This window comes from Prochlorococcus marinus str. MIT 0912, from assembly GCF_027359595.1.
GTDB lineage: Bacteria > Cyanobacteriota > Cyanobacteriia > PCC-6307 > Cyanobiaceae > Prochlorococcus_B > Prochlorococcus_B marinus_C.
The window spans coordinates 327,629-347,776 of the sequence record NZ_CP114783.1 but is presented as its reverse complement, the minus strand read 5'-3'; the positions used below and the strand labels follow the sequence as shown (position 1 = coordinate 347,776).

Sequence of the window (20,148 nt, the reverse complement as noted above, 5' to 3'; positions counted from 1 at the left end):
CTTTACTTTGATTCTGGATACAATTTAGAAATTCGTTTTCTTTGTCTTTGTGTTTGACGGATTTTTTGCTTTCGATTAGTTGCAAAGGTGAAAACCAGTCCGGGTATAAGCCAAACACTTGCTATCAACAAGGTCATAAGGGCTTGATTTTTAAATATTGATTCAAGCATTTTATAGGAGCCTAGTATTTTAAATAACCAAATGTGGTTAATTGAAAAGGGTTATATCCACATCTATGCCTTTATCTAAAAACTCTAATTATGTAATTGATTACAAAGAACTAGTAGTTAGTCGAAAAATTAATAATTTCAGATCAATAGCAAGGAATAATAAATAACCTATATACAACTGGCTAAAAAACCCAAGAAGGAATAAAAAAAAATTAAATTAATGATATTACTATATACGCGTAAAACAACTTTAAAAGGGAAAAGAAGACTCTCTTTAAAAATAAAGTATTAATTTAATCTGACTATTAATAATTGATATATAAGTATAAAATTTTAGTATATATAAAATAATGAATTATAAAGGCATATGAATGTATCTAAAAAAGTTATCTTGTATATATTAATACAGAATAAAAGCAAAAACAGTGATTAAATTTAATTGATCGGCAAAATTGCGTGAACATTTTGCCGATTTGTAGCTTTATTGATTAAACAATATATTGAAATCATATAAAACCAATAAATAATAGTTCGGTATATACTACAGAAAGCATTCATCAATTAAAAGATTTTTTGAGAGGATATCTACATTGTATAGACTTTAAATGTTCAACAACATCAAATCACACTCCTTATTATATAAAAGAAAAATTTATACAAGATACACGGAAAATTTTAAATATATAATAGGTATGTTTTCATCAAATACTAAAAAAACAAATAAATACAAAGAAAATAGAATAAACAAAATGGAATTTACTAAAAATACATTAACTAATAATGAAGATAGCTTTCTTACCGAAGCTTAGATTTTTTAATATTGATTGTTTAATATACTTATTAACTATTAAATTTTAATTAACATCATAATATGGAATCTAATAGATAATAATTTTAAATAAGTTTTTGTTGAGTAAAAATCAATATTTGTAAATAATAGAAAACTTGAACTTATAAATCTAATGATTTACGAAATAATGAACAACTAAGGAACATAATATACCAGTCCATATTCCCTTTATCCAACTCAATACTAACATCTGATAATTAGTTAAGCGAAAGTGATTTTGAATTGCAATTGCTGCTCTTTTATCAAGGCTAATTCGATTATTTGATCGTTTGGACATTGAATTAAATAATAATCTGTTCATACATTTAGAAACTACCCTTAATTTTATTCCAAAATATTTAAAAAAATAAAATTATTTAATAAAAATAAACCTATTCACAAAAACTTTAATTAACTAAAAAAGAGAAATGAAGATATCCGTACAAAATACAATCACGCCTCGATCTCTCATCACATTAAATTATTCTTTGTTAATTTGATTCCATTTAATTTTTCTAATAAATTATTTACATAATAACCACTATTCTATCCACTTACAAATTTTTAAAATGAATCGCATTGATAAGGAAAATCTATGTCAAAATACCGAAAGAATTCAATTTCTACTTGAAGAATTGAACTCTACACTTGATCTTTATTATGACAATACTATTGAAAGAGAATTAGTTTCTAAAGACAATTAAAATCCAAGCAAAATAATTTACTCAATAGATAATTAGTACTTGAATCCAATTCATAAATTAATAAAATCATAAAAGGACTTGTATTTTTTAATAAATTCGTTAAATTAATAGTGTTAATTATTTTACTATCCAGTTAAAGCTAGTTACAGATCTTCTAAATCCATAAAATTCCTACTATTCTATTTTTTTTAATAAATGTCTTGCAATTGTCACCACTGTATTGAAATTAAAAAACAACTTGATAGAGCAGAAAAAATGCAGGCATACTTATTTAAGTTAAGGAGCACTAAACTAAACATTAAGTAAAAGTCTTTTATTCAAATGGAATAACTGGTATTGAAACCCTCCTTTGTATTTCATCAACGTTAGGCTGAAGATCCTGAAACTTAACTTGTTTTTCCATAATTTTATTATTTTTGGTCTCCTTTCTTGCCTCAAGATTAACAAAAAAGAAATATATTACAACTAATAGTAAATAAGGTAACTGATTTCTTATCTTTTTTAAGATCATAAATATAGATTTCATAACTATTTGAATGAACTTATTTTTATACACAATACTATAGTTCCTGATATCTATAAAAGCCATGCATTATTTAGTTTTACTCTTAAGTTATAAATTAATTAGTTAATGTAATATAGACTAAAAACATTACGGTTACTACACTCACATTATAAATTCATAGATTTAAAATTAGACATAAACTCTGATCCAATGTTAAAAACAGAAAAAATTCAAGCTGCTCAAAATCGAATTAAAGAATTACAGATATTAATAAAGTCGTGGTCTAAGAAATAGCTCACGCTTGGATCAAAATTTAGTTAAATTTAAGATTATAAATTTGTTGAAATGTTTTCACTAGCAACTGCCCTGTTTTTTCCAGATTATGGGAATGCAGGTGTCCCATGGGATTTAATACTTTTGCATTTTTATTTTTTTGCACTTTTCATACCATTTATCATTATTTTTAACGCTGCAAGAAGCTCAGATAGAGAAAATCCTAATAGAAGTAAGGATGAAAGCACAAGATACCCGGATTTACATCCCCGAGCTTAGATATCATTTTTTCTAATTGTATTCAGATAGAGAATATCATAACTTCTATTGCCAGTTTCTATAGCATCTATCCATTCTCTAAATTCACTGTAAAGAGCACTTTTGTTTTTACCGCTAAGTTTAGAAAGCCTCTTCAGTGCTGTATTTATTGTAACCTCACAACTTCCTACAAGGCTTTTATTAGTCATTTTCATAAATTAATTTATAATTATATTAGTTTATCTTTTAACCTCTGTTAATTAGTAAATGCCGTAATTCTCTTTTATGTATATTAATTCTCCCTTAATATTGACAAATAAATTTATCGGTCAATTCTTTATATTTAAATTTTGCTAGTGAGAATGTAATAGTATTTTTTATTTATGTAATAAATGAAACTGAAACTGACTGTCGAATGTTTTATAATTTCAAATAATTACGTAACCTCTATGTCTTCAAGACAATCTGGAGCTTTACAATCAGTTGAGGTAATGCTTAACGGATCACTTAAACGGCTTAATAATTTGAAGGGAGTGAACAGAGAAGCTCTTTATGACGAATACAAAGAATGGTTAGAGGTTGATGAGGGTAATGTAATTAATGATGGCGTTTTATATTGCAATTATCTTGGATAACACGAATAAACTATCTATTTAATAAATTTAATTGTAAACAAGCCGAATAACATACAATTCCACATGCAACAGATAAATTCAAACTTCTAACACCACCACTCTTTAATTGATTCTCACCTCCTGGCATTGGTATTCCGGCAACGATTTCACACTTATTCATTATTTTATCTGGTAATCCTGTATCCTCTCTTCCAAATAAAAGTATATCTGTATCTGTATATTTAATATTTGATATTGATTTATTGCTTTTCTTAGTAAGAGCAATAAACCTTGAATTAGAAAATGAATCTTTATATTCCTCAAATGATTCATACAAATGTAAATCAACATTAGGCCAATAATCTAAACCAGCTCTTTTTAAATATTTATCATCAAAGCTAAAGCCAGTTGGCTTAATAATATCTAAGGACATATCAAATGCTAAACATGATCTTCCAATTGTTCCAGTATTCTGTGGAATCCTTGGTTGAAACAATGCGACCCGAGGTCTAGAACTATTAAATGTACTCATGGAATAAGTTCACCAACGTTATCTAAATCAATTGCAATGCCGTTGACGGCAATTAACCTTTTTTTTGAATGGCGACTTATTAATGAGATTAGGTTGGTAAGACGTTCACGAAATAAATGACCTATTGGTGTGGGGGGCACAATTCCCCATCCAACTTCCTCTGAAACAACAACAATGCATAAATTCTCCTCTATAAAGCAATTAAGCAATTTATTTTGAAAATTTTCCCAATGATCTTCATCTTCTATCAGGTAATGTTCAACTAAGCCACCTATTGAGTCAATTAATATTGATTCAGTTTCTTTGATCGATTTAATTTCTTTGCAGATGTCTTTAGGATTCTCAATTAGCTTCCAGCTATCAGGTCTTCTCATTCTGTGGAGATCTATCCTTTTTTGCCATACTGGATCATTTAGTCTTGGTTTAGATGTTGCTATGTAAGTGACGGATTTTTGCTCTTTTAATAAAAATTCCGCTAATTGACTTTTCCCACTTTTTGTCGGTCCTGTAATTGATATTAGTCCTTTATAATTTTTAGATAATGGTTCGATCATATTTTGAGCTATTGGTAAATCTATGAATAGAGTTTTTTATATATTATATCGGTATAGCTTGAAAATTAAAATTAGACTCATATATGTATAATGAAGAATCAATATTGAACTTTTAACTAGTTAAAATAGATAAATGTATAAGATTTCAAACTTAGTTATAATATTTGGAGCGTTTCTATTAATTTTATCAATTATAAATATTGCTACTTCTAATGAAGTTAACCCAACTTTAATAAGAGCAGAAACAATATCAGGAGTTGCATCAATTGCTTTAATAACAATAGGCTATCTCTGGACTGAAATTAATCCGACAAAACCAACTAAAGCTAAGTTGCATGGAAAAGAAGGTTTTGAACTTTGTAATGAATTATCTGAAGATAAAAAAAATGAATTAGCGTGGGGAAGTCAGCAAATACTTACTGCAACTGCAGCAAGTACAATATTAATATATTGGGATGATAAAGTTATACTTAGAAGAGGACTGATATCTAAAAAAATATTTAAACCGGGAGAAATTTGTAATAGATCAATTAATCAAAAAAGGTTAATTTCATTAGTTAACACAGAATTATTTCCAGGAAGTGATGAGTTTGATTGCGTTTTAGATGATTTGCCTTCTGTAATAGTATATCCACTTTCTAATAGAGGCTTGACAATAGTTGGAGGTTGGTCGAAGAGATCCTTTACAACTTCTGATGAAAAATGGATTTCAGGATGGTCTAATAAGTTATTCGTGTTACTTAGTGGTTAGAAACTTAATAGATGTTTCAACTTGTTTACCATTTGATTTAAATACTAATGAATTCTCATTTTTCAGCCAATTAGCTAAGTCAGACTTAATTTCAACCTGATAGGTTATTTTCCCTTCAGAATTATAAAAAGTTCTATTAAATACAGAATTATCAATTTTAAAACGGTTTAAATCTAAATTATATAATCCATTAGTTGCTACAATTTTTGTATTATCTAGATTCATATTAAGCGGACTATCGATATCAATTATTGAGGTATTTAAATCCCAATTAAATGAATTTGTAGTAATATAATAGTCTTTATTATCAATAAATGAAATTGTGACACTGTTAAATACATTTATAAGATTCGACATATTATTTATAGTCGAATAACCAGACTTAACTTTAAAGTCTTGACCATCTTTGTTAATTATTTCAATTGAGCTATCGACGATTTCGATAATATTATTGGTTTGATCTAGTGTGGCTTTAGGGCTCGTGATTCTTATACGTGTATCATTACTTGTATTTTTTTGAAGTAATTCGAAATTTGTAATATAACTATTATTATCCAACTGAGCAAGAGGTTTAGAAGATTTTTGACATCCCAATAAAGGATATATTGCTAATACTATTAGAAAATATATGTAAGTTTTTTTCACTATAAAGAACTCTCATTGAACTCAATTTTATCCATAACAGGAGTTGGATCTTGTAGTCCATTATCAGGATCTAACAAACCCCAATGCAATGATTTTTCAAAAGTAATAGATAAAGAATCAACATTTAGTTGATTTAATATTCTAATACTTAAATTCGGCACAAAGGGATTTAGTAATATTGCAATGATTCGGCAAGATTCTAGTACTGAATATAAATCACAGGCTACAATATTTTTATTTGTTAAATCTTTAATTAGTTTCCAAGGTTCTCGTTCATTTAGATAAAGATTTGCACTATTCGCTAGCTCAATAATAGCATTCGCAGAGTTTTTGAAATTACTTTCCTTAAATGATTCCATATATTCAATTATTTTTATTTCAGATTGAACCTTAAGAGGAGATTCAGGTAAAGAAGTATCATCTATAGGGATTTTTTCTTTAAACCATTTTTTAGACATTGTAATTGTTCTGTTTAACAAATTACCAATAGTATTACTTAAATCACTGTTGACAATATCGACAAATCGTTTCATTTGAAAATCACCATCTTCTCCAAATTCAATATCTCTCAATAGATACCATCTCATTGCATCGATACCACCGTATTCAAGTAGTTCAATGGGGTCAAGAACGTTACCAAGTGATTTACCCATTTTTTGACCTTCTCGAGTTAAAAAACCGTGGCCAAAGACACTTAGAGGTGTTTTCATACCAGCGGAAAGTAGCATTGCTGGCCAATAAACAGCATGAAACCTGAGTATATCCTTACCAATTACATGTATATTTGCAGGCCAATTAGACAAATTTTCTTCGGTGAGTTTAGGGGAGCTTTGATCACGAAGAGATCCACTAACATAACCTAATAAGGCATCGAACCAAACATAAAAAGTATGATCCTTGTTGCCAGGAACATTTATTCCCCATTTTAAGTTTACTCTGGATATCGAGAAATCTCTTAACCCTTTAGAGACAAAATTTATAATTTCGTTTTTTCTACTTTTCGGAGAAATAAATCCATCAATTCGGATTAATTTTTCGATTTGGTCTTGATATTTTGATAATTTAAAAAATAAATTCTCTTCGTCTCTCCATTCTAATTCTTTATTATGAATTGAACAAATGGGACTTTTATCATTCTCATCAATATCTTTATATTCCTCACAACCAACGCAGTACCATCCACTTTGTCTACCCATATAAACATCATCAGATTTCAATACTTTGGAATAAAATTGATGAACTAACGATGTATGTTCTTCAGAGGTAGTTCTTACAAAACGATCATAGCTAATATTTAATTTATCCCATAAATACTTATATTTTTCTGTAATTTGATCACAATGAACTTGAGGTAGAAGTTCTTTACTTTCAGCAGTTCGTTCAATTTTTTGACCATGTTCATCAACACCAGTAAGAAAAAGAACCGAATTTCCATTTAGTCTTTGAAATCGAGCTATTGCATCACAAGCAATTGTTGTATAAGAACTACCTAGATGAGGCTTGTCATTAACATAATAAAGTGGTGTCGTAATTGTGTATTTCATATTAATCATATATTCCAAATATTATATTATATTTTTAAAACTTTTGCACATTTATGTTTATAGTCTATTTTGAAGATTATATTAATTCAAAATAGACTATATCATTATTATTATTGATTGTATTTCTAACTTTCAAGTTCTCGCCAACATTTATATTTACCTTAGATTTTAGATTACATATAGTAGAGAAATTATAATCCAAAAAATATAAAATACAAATATTTTTATATCTGTTTAGCCAATATAGCAATAATACTTGATATTGGTTAACCGAATTATTTTCGAACCATTTGCTAAGCCAAAATTTTTGATCTTCTCTAAATCTCATAATATTTTGTATCCCTTGATTATTAATCTTCTGAATAATTAGTTCCACCTCCTCTTTAGAAATAAGATCTTTATTAGTAAGATATCTATTTAATTGATAATTAACTAATAAGTCAGCATATCTTCTAATCGGTGAAGTGGCATGTAAATAAGATGTTAATCCTAAACTAGAATGAGGCAAAGGATTTAAAGAATAATACGACTTACCCAAAGTTTTCTTAAGTAAAAAGTTATTTAAAACTTGATTATCCTGTTCGTTTATCTTAGGTTTGGTAAGTTTATCTATACGTTCTTGAACTCTATAGGGAACAGGTATATTATTTACCTTGGTAAAATTTGAAATTATATTTCCGTACAAGATCATAGCTTCACTTATTAATTGTCTTGATAAAGTTGGATCTATTATCTTAAGTTTTGGAATATTATCTTCAACAATAATCTTTCCATATGATTCTAATATTTCTATAGCCCCTAATTTCTTTCGCCAACATTTTCTTCTTTGTAAAATTGTAGAGATAATGCTTAAATCTTCTTCTTCTTTTGGCGCATAATCAATAAGTTCATCAGCATCTGTATAATTTAACCTGAAGTCTACTTTAATTAAACTCCGTACAATTTCTGAAGAAGAGACGGTACCGTCTTCGTTAAAAATAACACCTAAGCTTAATGATTCTCTCTCTTCTTTATCACTTAAACTAATCACATACTTAATTAAAATTTCAGGAAGCATGTAATAAGTTTTAGTAGACAAATAAACTGTTGAAATAAGCTTTCTAGCATGCATATCAACAGCTGATTGATATTCAAAATACGAGCTAGGGGAGGCAATGTGGATCCATAACTTAGTCTGATTAGATATTCTTTCTAAGGAAATAGCGTCATCTATTTCTAGGGTTTGATTATCATCTATAGAATAAGTTTTAAGATGAGTAAGGTCTTTAACTAATGGATTTATATTACTTGTTTCTTTAAATCTAGATATTATAAATTTAACTTCATTATCTATTATCTTATTGCACATTCTATTATTAATAGAATATTATCTTAACCTTCTGGATTAACAAAAGGAAGTAAGGCAATAATTCTTGCTCGTTTAACTGCTGTGGTTAAATCTCTTTGTTGCTTAGCTGTTAATCCTGTAAGTCTTCTTGGTAAAATCTTTCCTCTATCTGTAATGAATTTTTTTAATAATTCTACGTCCTTATAGTCAATAGGATCTCCAGGCTTAATGGGAGAGAGCTTTTGTTTAAATAGTGAATTAGTCATTGTTAGAAAGTTTGTAAAAGGGAATGATTATTTGATTTCTCTATGGATGGTCATCTTATTTAATTCAGGACAGAATTTTTTTAGTTCAAGTCTCTCGGTAGTGTTTCTACGATTTTTTTCTGTAGTGTATCTAGATACTCCTGCAGAACGTTTTTCTGAGCTAGGTACAGATCTAGACTCAGTACATTCTAAAGTGACTACTATTCTGGTACCTTTTTTAGCCATATGAACTTAGCTCAACTTTTGTGAGTCTAGGGAACAAAGTACAATCTTACTAGGCTAAGCACCCTTTTTTATAAATTCATTTGAACACCTATGTTTAATTCCTGTCAGAGCAAATCATGAAGGTATCAGTTTCCTGGCTAAAAAATCTTGTTGAATTTAACAATGATATTGATGAATTGGCTGAAAAGCTTTCAATGACTGGTTTTGAAGTTGAGTCATTAGAAGACCTATCAGATCAAGCAAAAAATGTTGTTATTGGTTTTGTTGAAGAAATTACACCACATCCAAATGCCGAAAAGCTCAAAGTTTGTTCTGTAGATGTTGGTTTACCTAATAAGCTAAATATTGTTTGTGGTGCACCAAACGTAAAAGCTGGATATCACGTCCTTGTAGCAAAGGTTGGAGCTTATTTATCTTCAAAGTCATTGAAAATAAAACTATCTAATTTACGAGGCATAGAAAGCGAGGGAATGATTTGCTCATTGGATGAATTAGGGATTGAAAGTAGTAATGAAGGTATAGAAATTCTTGAAGAAAATGGATTAATTATACCTCCAATTGGTTCAAATGCAGTCGATTATCTTGGTTTGAATGACACCATAATTGAATTAGCTATTACGGCTAACAGACCTGATGGTATGTCTATGGTTGGTATAGCACGAGAAATATCAACAATATCAAATTCAAAATTAACATTACCAATATTAGATTACAATTATGAGTTTGAAAAGTTTGTACCTAATATAAAAGACAAAGAAACAATAGGTTCAGACTGTGTTTACACACTTACATATATAGATAATATAAACAATACTGGAAAGATAAATAAATCTATTTCTAATAAATTAAGTTCATTAAGACAAAATTGTATAAATCCAGTTGTAGACATAACAAATTATTTAATGCTGGAACAAGGTCAACCTCTACACGCCTTTGATGCAGATCTATTAGAAAATATAGTTGGTAGAAAAGTTATTCCAAATGATTTCGGTATTAGAAATGGTAAGGAAGGTGAATCAATTGTTGCACTCGATAATAAAGAATATAAATTAAATAAAAAAATAAAGTTAATTACATGTAACGATGTTCCAATTGCAATAGCTGGGGTTATCGGTGGAAAAAATAGTTCTGTAAGTTCTAAAACAACAAGGGTTTGGTTAGAAGCAGCTGTATTTTCCTCTACATCAATTAGGAATAGTAGTAGAGAGATAGGCCTCAGAACTGATGCAAGTAGTAGATACGAAAAAGGTATATCACCTAATATGACAACAGCTGTTTCTAAAAGAGCTAGTGAACTTATTTCGTTAGAATTAGGAGGAGATATTAAATCAAATCATGTTAATAATGAATTTATTAAAAGAGATATAATTGTTAAACTTAGATTGGATAAAATACATAGAGTCCTAGGTAAATTAGGCCGTAGAGATACTAATAAATTAGAAAATGATAGCAATACATTTAGTTATCTTAATAAGGACGAAATCGAGCCTCTTCTAACAAAACTTGGTTGCCAGCTTACTTCTATATCTAGTGGTTGGGATGTAAAGATTCCACCATACAGGTCATCTGATTTAACAAGAGAAATCGATTTAATAGAAGAGATAGCAAGACTAATTGGATATGATAATTTTGATTCAAATATGCCCGATCCTCTTGAACCAGGAGTACTAACACCTACTAATTTGGTTGAAAGACGATTACGAAATTCTTTTATCCATAATGGTTTTCAGGAAGTAGTTACTTCTTCACTTGTTGGTCCAGATAATACTGATGAAAATGCAGTATTAATCAAAAATCCATTACTATCAGAAACAAGTAGATTAAGAACAAATGTGTGGGATGAACATCTTAAAATCCTTCAGAGAAATATATCATTTGGGGCTGAAGGGTGTTGGATATTTGAAATAGCAAAAACATACAAAATAGACAAAGAAAGATTTATTGAAACTAATTTATTAGCAGGTTCGTTGACTGGGAATAAACAATTTAGTAAGTGGGGTAAAGCATCTAAACAAATATCATTAGACTATTTTGAAGCAAGAGGAAAACTTAAGCAGTCTCTTGAAGTTCTAGGAATTGAAACCGTTGATAAGCAACTTACCGAAAAAGATTTCATGCATCCGGGTCGAACATCAGAATTATTTGTCGAAGGAAAAAGTATTGGCTTCTTTGGACAAATTCACCCTTCTATGTCTGAAAAATATGATCTAATTAAAGAAACATATTTATTTAACCTCGAATTTGATGCATTGATCAGAGCCGCGACAAGGAAAACAAATTGGACAAGAACTTACAAGGATTACCCGACTGTTCCTTTCATGGAAAGAGATATTGCTCTTATTCATTCAAAAAAATATACGTCCTTAGAAATAATAAATGTAATAAAGAAATCTGGAAGACCACTTTTAGAGAAAGTGGAATTAATAGACCGTTACGAGGGATCTACTATTCCCGATGATTCAGTTAGCCAGGCTTTTAGAATAAAATACAGAGATCCTAAAAAAACCCTAGTAGAAGAAGATATAAATCCAATACACGAAAAAATACGAAATGCTCTTAAAGAAAAAATAAAAGCGGAACTTAGAAGCTAGTCTTTATAGTCTAGAATATGTCCCATATTAAGTCCTAATATAAGCCCAAAAGTATACAGCTTAGACTTTCATACCATAATTTCTAAATCGATGAATACTTATTGAGTTATTGGATTTATTTGTTTTGCATAAAATATCGCTTGTAAATCAATAACGCTAAAAGCTGTTGTCGAAGTGAATGCGAAAACCAAAACGAACCGAAAAAGCGTGTCTTCTTAGTCTCATATGAGTATACAGAAGAGACTCTTCAAGAGACTCATAGTAGACGATTGAGAACAATGTTTTTAACGATTTACGAAATAATCTCTCGTTGTTTGGAATACTATATGTATTTACATTTTGAAAATGCATAACTGTCTATAAAGCAGTTATGCAGACTTGTAATCGCTTTTATACCATAGGATTATATGATCAAATAAATTAATGGACAAAAGATGGACATAAATCGAGTCTAGCTACATCAAAAACGAAGATAACTCACCAAACCGCCAATAATAAAAGCCAATTTTTATGCATTTAAATATGTGAATGATGACTTCTTATGACTTTAATATATTTTTTTGTACAAAAAAAGCATTAATAATATTTAGATTTAACGGGTCTATTATTGTCCGATTAGTTGGTTTATTAATGAAAGATTACTTTGCCCAAATTAAATCTATCCCATCTTTTACGAGTCTTGCTTCTAGACTAGTCACTCGACTCATGTAAGACACTTGAGAAATCTTAATTCTTGTATAAATCCTTGAGTAATTGATAAGCCTCGTTCAGTTTCCTCATGGTTTCGTTTGATCCTCCAGCATCAGGATGATTGGAAAGAGCTTTTTCTTTATAAGCATCTCTAATAAAAGAAAGTGTTAATGATGATCCGGCCTTAGTTGGTAAACCCAATAACTTGAGAGCACCATGAACAGTCATCGTAGACTCAAGCGTTTGGAATGAAGTCACATTTTGACTACGTTTGAATTTATTAACGAATCTACGAATGAGAGTTGGTATTCTACTTCTTAGGTTTTTAGTTGAAAAAGGGTCTTCAAGAGCACCTGCCAATATCACCACATCATCAAATGTTACCGAGTCTATTTTCCATTCAACGCAATAGGAATTAAGCATTTTACAGGCAGCATTCCAAGTGAAAGGTATGCTTTCCGTACCATCTACATTCGGCCAGATATCTCTAGCAAGCCATATCATTGATGCCTCAATCACACTTTCAGTAGGTTTTTGCCCGTATAGATAAATCCAATGTTTTTCTGCAGCATCTTTCGCCTTTAATAGATCATCAATATCAATAGTGGTAATTGAGGTATCTTCCATATTTTTATAAGTCTTATCTTTACTCAAACTTCTCTTTAGATTGGTAGTTTGTTTTCTAATAAAACCTGGTAATTCAATGCCTGTGGAGACAGTATCTTTTTTATTAGTAACAACATTATTAGCTTTGACTTCATTGACAGCAACATTTTTTATTTCAATATTCTTATTACCAACTATCACAAGTGCTTTTTCTTCCTGGTTACTATTGTCTATTCCGTTTTGAGGAGTTGAAGAATCATTATTGCTATTATGATTAAAATCTAATTGTTTATCTTCAATTATCTCATCATCTAAATCGTTAGATAAAATAACCTCTAATAATCTCTCGAAAACTAGTCCTCTAGCTCTAAATCCCCACTCTTTGCGAAGTCGATCGACGCCATCAACTAGATCAATTGGTAAATCAATTGAAATTCTCTTAACTTCCTTGCCTTCCCCTTCCGTCACATGATCCTTATATCTAGTCACATATTAATGGTCTTTTTATTCTCAACACACATTTAGCCTTGAATTTATATAATTAATCTCTAATTACATAATATGCAAAAATATTCTAATATTATCTTAATATTAAATTATGGCCACATAGATCAATATTATTAAGTATTATTTGCGAGTGAATCAAATGTAAATCAGAAATGAACTTCTGCGAATCTTCCAAAAACTGGAGTGAAAGAAAAAAATTTTTTCAAGCTAGAAAATTAAATTTTTTAATATCCGTCAAAGAATCTTATGAGAGAAAGCTTGCCGCTATCACAGCATCAATATCAAAGCTTGAAGAACAAATGAATTCACCCACTCCTAGTGTAGAAAGCTAATTAACCTTAAGCTGCTTCTTAAATTACATCTTTTAATATCTTTTCTGGGCCAAATTTAATAAGAGTATCAACATCTGATCTTTTTGTTCCAAGAAAATAACCAGCGAAACCAAGCGCATTTATACTAAACCCGTTTGATTTATCAGTTTTGCGTGTTATAAGAGCAATCCACTCAGATGTTATAAGTAAATTATATGGTTTTAATGGTTTATTAATTATATCAATATCACCTAAATTCATTTCATCTATCATAGATTTATATGAGCCGAATAAATCGTAGTCACTTGATTTTTTGTTTTTACTCCTTTGTCTAATTGAAATACAATGAGATATTTCAGAGTTAGTCCCCTTTGTGTTATTTAGTAATGAGCAAAACCAATCAAATCTAGGACAAATACTCTCATTATAGCGTCTTGGTAATAATTGAAAATGTCTATGAGGCTGACTGGCTCCAGCCTCTTTACTACTGTTAAAGAACCATAAACCTGTGGTATCACTATCAACATTTTGAATAGCTTCAAAATCATCTTTATTTAACCAGCCGTTTTGTGGCTTCCAGGTATTAGTTATTAATAACATATGCCCTATTTGTACTGGATATTTATTTAATATTAATGTATGTTTATCATTTATTGGCTGTATTTCTAGTCTAGAATCCCAAGGGATAAATGGATTTCGTTTTGGACCATATTCTATTAAATACTTAGGTATTGGACTTTTTAGAAAACGAAGTTCAAAATCACAACATTCTTCACTCGATTTATATTTTATAGTATTCAGAGGAATTACGGCTCCACAATTAACAGCTTTTCTACTAATTTTCAGAGCTCTTGACCATATAGATTGGCTCTTCACCTCAAATAGACCTGTATAAATATATTTATAGATTATATAATTAATAATCTACAAATTTAAAATTTAAATAAAAGCTTATTAACCTATTGCTAATCGATAACTTTACTTTAATAGCTGAATGAACGTAGCAAATATTCTAGGCGTCTTGGAATTTATGCCTTATAAGCCGACAAACACATGAATGGTCAATTGCATGCAGGCAATTGATTCGGCGCTCTAGGGTCGATTTGCGGGCTTCTAGAGACGGCTTGATTGACTGCACGATCTTTTTGCTTATTGAAAAAAATTTTTTCTATTAAAAAACCTATTTATGAATTTTATAAATAATAAAAGCTTAAAGTCATGAATTAGCAATCAACTCAGTAAACTCTCGAGATCGGTTGCAATGGTTGGGTTTTTAGACATTACTTGAAAATTGAAATTTATCAATTTGCAAAATAGTTTCAGATTTTTGGCATATAAGGTTGACGAAAGCAGGGGGCAAAGAGTTAAAACCTCATTCAGTAATGTGTCCTCAATGGATTGGGACTTTTCTGAAGACGAAGCTTTTTTAGCTCTATGCGAAGCGTTTCGCGAGAGCGGTGAACCATCTGCCATGGAATTTTTGGCAACTGGTGAGGGTGCTTTCCACTTTCAGGAATTAACACAAAATGCAGCCGGAGAGGGCATTGATTTAAGTGACTCAGAATCAATGGCTGAGTTTCAGATGGAAGTATTAGAAACTATTGATGAAATGAATAACTAATTTTCAAATCAATATATAAATTACGGAACATATTTAGATTCCAAAGTATTTAGCTACTGGATGTAATGCAACAATAGCTGTTGTACTTTGTTCGGGATGGAGCTGCTCACTTTCATCCATAGAGATATTAATTTTATCAGCATCAAGCCATAACAATTGTTTTCTAGAATCAGAAACTTCAGGACAAGCTGGGTAGCCAAAAGAATAACGGCAACCTCGATATTTAACATCTAAGATATCTTTTATATTATCTGGTTCACAGTCTTTAAATCCACATTCAATCCTAATAACAGAATGTATATATTCAGCAAGTGCTTCCGCCAGCTGTACTGTCAAACCATGAAAGAATAGATAATCTGAGTATGAATCCTGACTAAATAATTTATGGGAATATTCACTAGCTGATTCTCCCATTGTTACAGCTTGCATTGGCAAATAATCTGTAGGCTGATTGTTATTTAAATCATTATAAAAATCTGCTATACAAAATCTTTTACCAGATCTTTGCCTAGGTAATAAAAAATCGCCTAAAAGACTTTGGTGATCTTTATCATATACTTTTAAATTATTACCATCTCTGCCACAAGGAAAATAGCCATAGACTAATGATGGATTAATAAGCTTTTCATTGATTATTTTATTTATCCAGTAATCTAACTTCGGCTCGGCCTTCTTTAGTAAAAAGTCCTTATAATCTGAGGCAGACATCTCCTTGGAACGTTTCATTTGCCATTGCCCTGCAAATAAAGCATTACGATCTAAGAAATTAAAAACCTTAGTTATATCTATATCTTTTTCTAATAAAAACTTTGGCCCTATGAATGGTGGTTTAATAGGATCTATTTGAGGAATATTTTTTGATCTTGATTTATCCTCAATAGGCCTTTCTTTGATTTTGTTGATATTAATTTCTTGATCAATATTTGTATTTTTATAATTACCAATAGTAATCCCCTCGGGAGCACCTTCTTTAAAACCTGAGAAATTATCCCAGTTATTTAATTCTTTTGCTTTCATATATGAATCCATAAATTTTAAATCTGTAAAAGCATCTTTACCGTAAATAACCTTCCCTTTATAAACACTTGCACAATCTTGATTAACAAATTTTGGAGTCAGAGCTGCTCCACCAAGAATAATAGGCACAGATATATCTTCTTCATTTAATGCTTTAAGATTATCTTTCATAAATGCAGTTGATTTAACTAGTAGTCCACTCATGGCAATACAATCAGCGTTATGCTCTTTCTGAGCATTAATTATTGAATTGACTTCTTGCTTAATTCCTAAATTAATAACTTCATAACCGTTGTTAGATAAAATTATATCTACTAGATTTTTGCCAATATCATGAACATCACCCTTAACTGTAGCGATAATAAATTTTCCTTTTGATTGATTAACCTCAGATTTATCCATAAAATCCTCTAAATATGAAACAGCAAATTTCATTGTTTCCGCTGATTGGAGAACAAAGGGTAATTGCATTTGCCCCGACCCAAATAATTCACCAACTACTTTCATGCCATCTAATAAATATTCATTAATTATTACCAAAGGTTTATATTTCTTTAATGCGAAATCAAGATTTGAATGTAAATTAGTTTTTTCACCATCAATAATATGATTCTTTAGTTTTTCTTCTATTGGTAATTTAATATCATCATTATTTGTACTTTTATTTAAAAGTGTCTTTGAATCATCGAAATAACTAGTTAAGGTTGTTAAAGGATCATATGTGCATACTTTATTTTCAAATATTCTTCTATCATAAATAAGATCCATACAAATTTTTATCTCTTCTTGACTTATTTTGTTTAGAGGTAAAATCTTGGAAGGAGAAACAATTGCAGAATCAAGACCGGCCTTAATTGCTTCATTAAGAAAGATAGAATTAAGAACAATTCTTGCACTAGGAGATAAACCAAAACTTACATTTGAAATTCCAAGGATTAAATGAACTTCTGGATATTTATCTTTTATTAACTTAATTGCTTTTATAGTTTCTAAACCATTCTTTCTATCTTCTTCTAATCCTGTTGAGATAGGTAATGCTAACGGATCATAAAAAAGTTCATAAGATTTTAATCCAGAGTCAGTCGCATCCTTATATGCTCTTGTTGCTATTTCTGCTTTTTTATCAGCAGATCTAGCCATTCCATCTTCGTCAATTGTTCCAATTACGACAGCTGACCCGTATCGTTTAGCAAGATCAATTACTTTATAGAATCTATCTGGTCCATCCTCATAATTAGTAGAATTTAAAATACATTTTCCGCCAGCATGCTTTAACCCACTCTCCATTTTTTCATAATCTGTTGAATCAAGCATTAAAGGCAAATTAATATTATTAACAAGTCTTTTGACTAACATAGACATATCTTCGATCCCATTTCTTCCAACAAAATCTACATTTACATCTAAAACATGAGCATTTTCCTTCAGTTGAGATTTTGCAATTCCAACAAGTCCGTCCCAATCCTCATCGTTTAGGAGTTCTCTTACTTTTTTAGATCCACTAGCATTTAATCTCTCACCTACGATCAAGAAAGAGTTATCTTGCACATACGGAATAGACTCATATATTGATGATGCAGCTGGAATTATAGATCTTTCTTTTAAAAGAGTATCCAATCTTTGCTCAGAAGATAAAAGCTCTTTAGATAAATCTGAAAGTTGCTTAATATGTTCCGGTCTAGTTCCACAACAACCTCCAATTAATTGAACTCCTAAATCATTAATAAAATGACTAAGTTGGAACTTAAGTTCCATTGGAGTTAATCGATAATGAGCCTTGCCACCTACATTCTCTGGAAGTCCTGCATTTGGTATACAACTTATATGAAATGGTGAATGTTGCGATAAATATTTAATATGATCTTTCATTTCTTCCGGGCCAGTTGCACAATTAAGACCCAAAATATCAATGTTAAATGGCTCCAGTATTGTTGTAATAGAAGAAATATCACTACCAATAAGCATCTGGCCGGTGGTTTCCATGGTTACCGACACCATTAATGGAATTCTCTTTCCAGAACCAATAGCTTCATTTACGCTTTGCAGAGCAGCCTTGATTTGAAGGACATCTTGGCAAGTTTCAATAATAAAAAGATCAATTCCACCTTCAATTAGAGCTTTAGCTTGCTCAAGATAAGAATTTTTTAGCTCATCAAAACTGATATGACCTAGGGTTGGTAGCTTGGTTGTTGGTCCAATAGATCCAGCTACAAATCGTGGTTTTTCATCTGATTGATATTTATTTACAACATTCCTTGCTATTTGTGCTGCTTTTAAATTGATCTCATAAGCTTTATTACCAATTCCATATTCATCTAGAACAATTGAAGTAGCACCAAATGTATTTGTTTCGATTACATCACAACCTGCATTTAAAAATGATTCATGTACTTTTTCGACGCTGGAGACTGATGTCAATACAAGGTTTTCATTACAACCTTCTAATGAAGCTCCGCCATAGTCATCTGCATTAAGTTGTTGATCTTGCAGAGACGTGCCGGTAGCGCCATCAAAGACTAATATAGGTCTTTTTTCAGAGTTGAGATAGCCTAAAAAATCAGTCATATATTATATATTTAACTTATAAAAATGAAAATCATTAATTTAAAAAGTTAGATAATCTTATTTTAATCTATATGTACACGTTTAACCCAATGTTCATATTCTGGAACTAAACCTTCTGTAATTTTAGTCAACTTCGTTCTTAATGAATTCATTATTGGCATATCTTTGCTCATTGATGTAGTTTCAATCATTTTTATAGGAGTAATTTTTGCCGCCGTTCCTGTTAGGAATACTTCATCAGATATAAACAATTCTGTTTTATCAACTGGTCTTTCAATAACTTTCAAACCATCTTCTTTTGCCAGTTCTATAACACTTGAACGAGTTATTCCTTCAAGAATATCTTGATCAACACCAGGTGTAATTAGTTCACCATTACGTACTATAAAAATGTTCATCCCACTGGCTTCACTTATTTTTCCTTGACTATTTAATAATAGTGCTTCATCAAATCCACTTTTTACTGCTTCAGTTTTGGCTAAGGAGCTAGTGATATAAGCTCCACTAATTTTTCCTCTTAATGGAAGTGAGTTATCTTGCTGACGAGTCCAGCTACTAACGCGACAAGTAACCCCATCAGGTGATAGATAATCACCTAGTTCTATTCCATAAATAAAGAAATTAGTTTCTATATTATGTAACCTTGGTGCAATTCCTAAGTCACTAGTATATACAAATGGTCTGATGTATACAGGTTGAGTCGGTTTGTTTTTAACAAGAAATGTTTCAAGAGACTTTAATACAAAATCCTCATCTAATTCAGTCATCAAAAATCTAGCACTTTGACATAATCTTTTTGCGTGTTTGTCTGCTCTAAATAATAAAAATGATTTACTATTATTTGGATCTGGAATAGCCCGCATTCCTCCAAAAGCTGCAGTTCCATAATGAAGTGCATGAGTAGCTATAGATAGCTTCGCCTCATTAAATGGGATACATTGCCCTTCAAACCAAGCAAATGGAAGAAAATTATGCATTATTAGTTCCAGCTAAGATGAAAACAATCAGCATTTCAGTTTTTACTGCTCTTATTACACATAATA

Annotated in this window: 20 protein-coding genes; 5 read left to right on the top strand and 15 right to left on the bottom strand. The window is 30.3% G+C overall.

Going from position 1 to position 20,148, the window contains the following annotated elements:
* Positions 1-2: 2 nt before the first annotated feature.
* The 3 genes from O5640_RS01815 to O5640_RS01805 form a co-directional block, all read right to left on the bottom strand.
* Positions 3-170 carry a hypothetical protein gene (locus O5640_RS01815; protein WP_269612890.1) on the bottom strand — a complete coding sequence of 56 codons (168 nt, stop codon included), beginning with the start codon at positions 168-170 and terminating at the stop codon, positions 3-5.
* Positions 171-1,129: 959 nt separating this feature from the next.
* Positions 1,130-1,297, bottom strand: coding sequence for a hypothetical protein (locus tag O5640_RS01810; RefSeq protein ID WP_269612889.1), 168 nt, complete (start codon positions 1,295-1,297; stop codon positions 1,130-1,132).
* A gap of 719 nt (positions 1,298-2,016) precedes the next feature.
* Positions 2,017-2,214: a hypothetical protein gene (locus O5640_RS01805; protein WP_269612888.1), complete on the bottom strand. Its 198-nt coding sequence runs from the start codon at positions 2,212-2,214 to the stop codon at positions 2,017-2,019.
* A gap of 339 nt (positions 2,215-2,553) precedes the next feature.
* On the opposite strand from O5640_RS01805, the gene O5640_RS01800 reads away from it, so the two are divergent.
* Positions 2,554-2,760, top strand: coding sequence for a hypothetical protein (locus O5640_RS01800; protein WP_269612886.1), 207 nt, complete (start codon positions 2,554-2,556; stop codon positions 2,758-2,760).
* On the opposite strand, the gene O5640_RS01795 is transcribed toward O5640_RS01800, so the two are convergent.
* Positions 2,757-2,948 (bottom strand): hypothetical protein, encoded by a 192-nt coding sequence (locus O5640_RS01795; RefSeq protein WP_269612885.1) that lies wholly within the window; start codon positions 2,946-2,948, stop codon positions 2,757-2,759. The genes O5640_RS01800 and O5640_RS01795 overlap by 4 nt on opposite strands.
* A gap of 183 nt (positions 2,949-3,131) precedes the next feature.
* On the opposite strand from O5640_RS01795, the gene O5640_RS01790 reads away from it, so the two are divergent.
* Positions 3,132-3,374 (top strand): hypothetical protein, encoded by a 243-nt coding sequence (locus tag O5640_RS01790; RefSeq protein ID WP_269612883.1) that lies wholly within the window; start codon positions 3,132-3,134, stop codon positions 3,372-3,374.
* A gap of 10 nt (positions 3,375-3,384) precedes the next feature.
* On the opposite strand, the gene O5640_RS01785 is transcribed toward O5640_RS01790, so the two are convergent.
* Together O5640_RS01785 and O5640_RS01780 are read right to left on the bottom strand one after the other, a co-directional pair.
* Complete coding sequence (locus O5640_RS01785; RefSeq protein WP_269612882.1) at positions 3,385-3,885, bottom strand: tRNA (cytidine(34)-2'-O)-methyltransferase; 501 nt, start codon at positions 3,883-3,885, stop codon at positions 3,385-3,387.
* Entirely contained in the window at positions 3,882-4,439 is a 558-nt protein-coding gene (locus O5640_RS01780) for a bifunctional adenosylcobinamide kinase/adenosylcobinamide-phosphate guanylyltransferase (RefSeq protein WP_269612881.1), read from the bottom strand. Before O5640_RS01780 ends, O5640_RS01785 begins: the two co-directional genes overlap by 4 nt.
* Positions 4,440-4,572: 133 nt before the next feature.
* Here O5640_RS01780 and O5640_RS01775 point away from each other — a divergent pair, with 133 nt between their 5' ends.
* Positions 4,573-5,190, top strand: coding sequence for a cofactor assembly of complex C subunit B (locus tag O5640_RS01775; protein ID WP_269612880.1), 618 nt, complete (start codon positions 4,573-4,575; stop codon positions 5,188-5,190).
* Here the strand turns inward: O5640_RS01775 and lptC are convergent.
* From lptC to rpmG, 5 genes are all read right to left on the bottom strand, one after another.
* Positions 5,176-5,835 carry an LPS export ABC transporter periplasmic protein LptC gene (gene lptC, locus O5640_RS01770; protein ID WP_269612879.1) on the bottom strand — a complete coding sequence of 220 codons (660 nt, stop codon included), beginning with the start codon at positions 5,833-5,835 and terminating at the stop codon, positions 5,176-5,178. The two genes, O5640_RS01775 and lptC, sit on opposite strands and share 15 nt — an antisense overlap.
* Complete coding sequence (metG, locus tag O5640_RS01765; protein ID WP_269612877.1) at positions 5,835-7,379, bottom strand: methionine--tRNA ligase; 1,545 nt, start codon at positions 7,377-7,379, stop codon at positions 5,835-5,837. The genes lptC and metG overlap by 1 nt, the downstream gene beginning before the upstream one ends.
* A 76-nt stretch (positions 7,380-7,455) precedes the next feature.
* The gene (locus O5640_RS01760) at positions 7,456-8,727 is read right to left on the bottom strand and encodes a ribonuclease catalytic domain-containing protein (protein ID WP_269612875.1); all 1,272 of its coding nucleotides are present in this window, start codon (positions 8,725-8,727) and stop codon (positions 7,456-7,458) included.
* A gap of 23 nt (positions 8,728-8,750) precedes the next feature.
* Positions 8,751-8,972, bottom strand: a complete 222-nt coding sequence (gene rpsR / locus O5640_RS01755) for a 30S ribosomal protein S18 (RefSeq protein ID WP_011293874.1) — start codon at positions 8,970-8,972, stop codon at positions 8,751-8,753.
* A gap of 27 nt (positions 8,973-8,999) precedes the next feature.
* Positions 9,000-9,197, bottom strand: coding sequence for a 50S ribosomal protein L33 (gene rpmG, locus O5640_RS01750; protein ID WP_011823694.1), 198 nt, complete (start codon positions 9,195-9,197; stop codon positions 9,000-9,002).
* Positions 9,198-9,313: 116 nt separating this feature from the next.
* Between rpmG and pheT the strand changes: the two genes are divergently transcribed.
* Complete coding sequence (gene pheT / locus O5640_RS01745) at positions 9,314-11,788, top strand: phenylalanine--tRNA ligase subunit beta (protein ID WP_269612873.1); 2,475 nt, start codon at positions 9,314-9,316, stop codon at positions 11,786-11,788.
* A 726-nt stretch (positions 11,789-12,514) separates the two neighbouring features.
* Here pheT and O5640_RS01740 read toward each other — a convergent pair.
* A complete protein-coding gene (locus O5640_RS01740; RefSeq protein WP_269612872.1) occupies positions 12,515-13,573 on the bottom strand; it encodes a molecular chaperone DnaJ in 1,059 nt (352 codons plus the stop codon).
* Positions 13,574-13,941: 368 nt separating this feature from the next.
* Entirely contained in the window at positions 13,942-14,778 is an 837-nt protein-coding gene (locus tag O5640_RS01735; RefSeq protein ID WP_269612871.1) for an ATP adenylyltransferase, read from the bottom strand.
* A gap of 517 nt (positions 14,779-15,295) precedes the next feature.
* Here O5640_RS01735 and O5640_RS01730 point away from each other — a divergent pair.
* Positions 15,296-15,523, top strand: coding sequence for a hypothetical protein (locus tag O5640_RS01730; protein ID WP_269613777.1), 228 nt, complete (start codon positions 15,296-15,298; stop codon positions 15,521-15,523).
* 33 nt (positions 15,524-15,556) lie between these two features.
* Here the strand turns inward: O5640_RS01730 and metH are convergent, their stop codons facing one another.
* Both metH and O5640_RS01720 read right to left on the bottom strand, forming a co-directional pair.
* Positions 15,557-19,105, bottom strand: a complete 3,549-nt coding sequence (gene metH / locus O5640_RS01725) for a methionine synthase (RefSeq protein ID WP_269612870.1) — start codon at positions 19,103-19,105, stop codon at positions 15,557-15,559.
* A 62-nt stretch (positions 19,106-19,167) separates the two neighbouring features.
* On the bottom strand, positions 19,168-20,082 hold the full coding sequence (locus tag O5640_RS01720) for a branched-chain amino acid transaminase (protein ID WP_269612869.1): 915 nt from the start codon (positions 20,080-20,082) through the stop codon (positions 19,168-19,170).
* Between the last annotated feature and the right edge of the window lie 66 nt (positions 20,083-20,148).

Excerpts from the sequence above, each read along its gene's own strand:
- O5640_RS01720 (WP_269612869.1), bottom strand. The coding sequence starts at position 20,082 with ATGCATAATTTTCTTCCATTTGCTTGGTTTGAAGGGCAATGTATCCCA.
- O5640_RS01795 (WP_269612885.1), bottom strand. The coding sequence starts at position 2,948 with ATGACTAATAAAAGCCTTGTAGGAAGTTGTGAGGTTACAATAAATACA.
- O5640_RS01800 (WP_269612886.1), top strand. The coding sequence starts at position 2,554 with ATGTTTTCACTAGCAACTGCCCTGTTTTTTCCAGATTATGGGAATGCA.
- metH (WP_269612870.1), bottom strand. The coding sequence starts at position 19,105 with ATGACTGATTTTTTAGGCTATCTCAACTCTGAAAAAAGACCTATATTA.
- O5640_RS01785 (WP_269612882.1), bottom strand. The coding sequence starts at position 3,885 with ATGAGTACATTTAATAGTTCTAGACCTCGGGTCGCATTGTTTCAACCA.
- O5640_RS01815 (WP_269612890.1), bottom strand. The coding sequence starts at position 170 with ATGCTTGAATCAATATTTAAAAATCAAGCCCTTATGACCTTGTTGATA.
- O5640_RS01790 (WP_269612883.1), top strand. The coding sequence starts at position 3,132 with ATGAAACTGAAACTGACTGTCGAATGTTTTATAATTTCAAATAATTAC.
- O5640_RS01780 (WP_269612881.1), bottom strand. The coding sequence starts at position 4,439 with ATGATCGAACCATTATCTAAAAATTATAAAGGACTAATATCAATTACA.
- O5640_RS01775 (WP_269612880.1), top strand. The coding sequence starts at position 4,573 with ATGTATAAGATTTCAAACTTAGTTATAATATTTGGAGCGTTTCTATTA.
- metG (WP_269612877.1), bottom strand. The coding sequence starts at position 7,379 with ATGAAATACACAATTACGACACCACTTTATTATGTTAATGACAAGCCT.
- O5640_RS01760 (WP_269612875.1), bottom strand. The coding sequence starts at position 8,727 with ATGTGCAATAAGATAATAGATAATGAAGTTAAATTTATAATATCTAGA.
- rpmG (WP_011823694.1), bottom strand. The coding sequence starts at position 9,197 with ATGGCTAAAAAAGGTACCAGAATAGTAGTCACTTTAGAATGTACTGAG.
- O5640_RS01805 (WP_269612888.1), bottom strand. The coding sequence starts at position 2,214 with ATGATCTTAAAAAAGATAAGAAATCAGTTACCTTATTTACTATTAGTT.
- pheT (WP_269612873.1), top strand. The coding sequence starts at position 9,314 with ATGAAGGTATCAGTTTCCTGGCTAAAAAATCTTGTTGAATTTAACAAT.
- rpsR (WP_011293874.1), bottom strand. The coding sequence starts at position 8,972 with ATGACTAATTCACTATTTAAACAAAAGCTCTCTCCCATTAAGCCTGGA.
- O5640_RS01730 (WP_269613777.1), top strand. The coding sequence starts at position 15,296 with ATGGATTGGGACTTTTCTGAAGACGAAGCTTTTTTAGCTCTATGCGAA.
- O5640_RS01810 (WP_269612889.1), bottom strand. The coding sequence starts at position 1,297 with ATGTCCAAACGATCAAATAATCGAATTAGCCTTGATAAAAGAGCAGCA.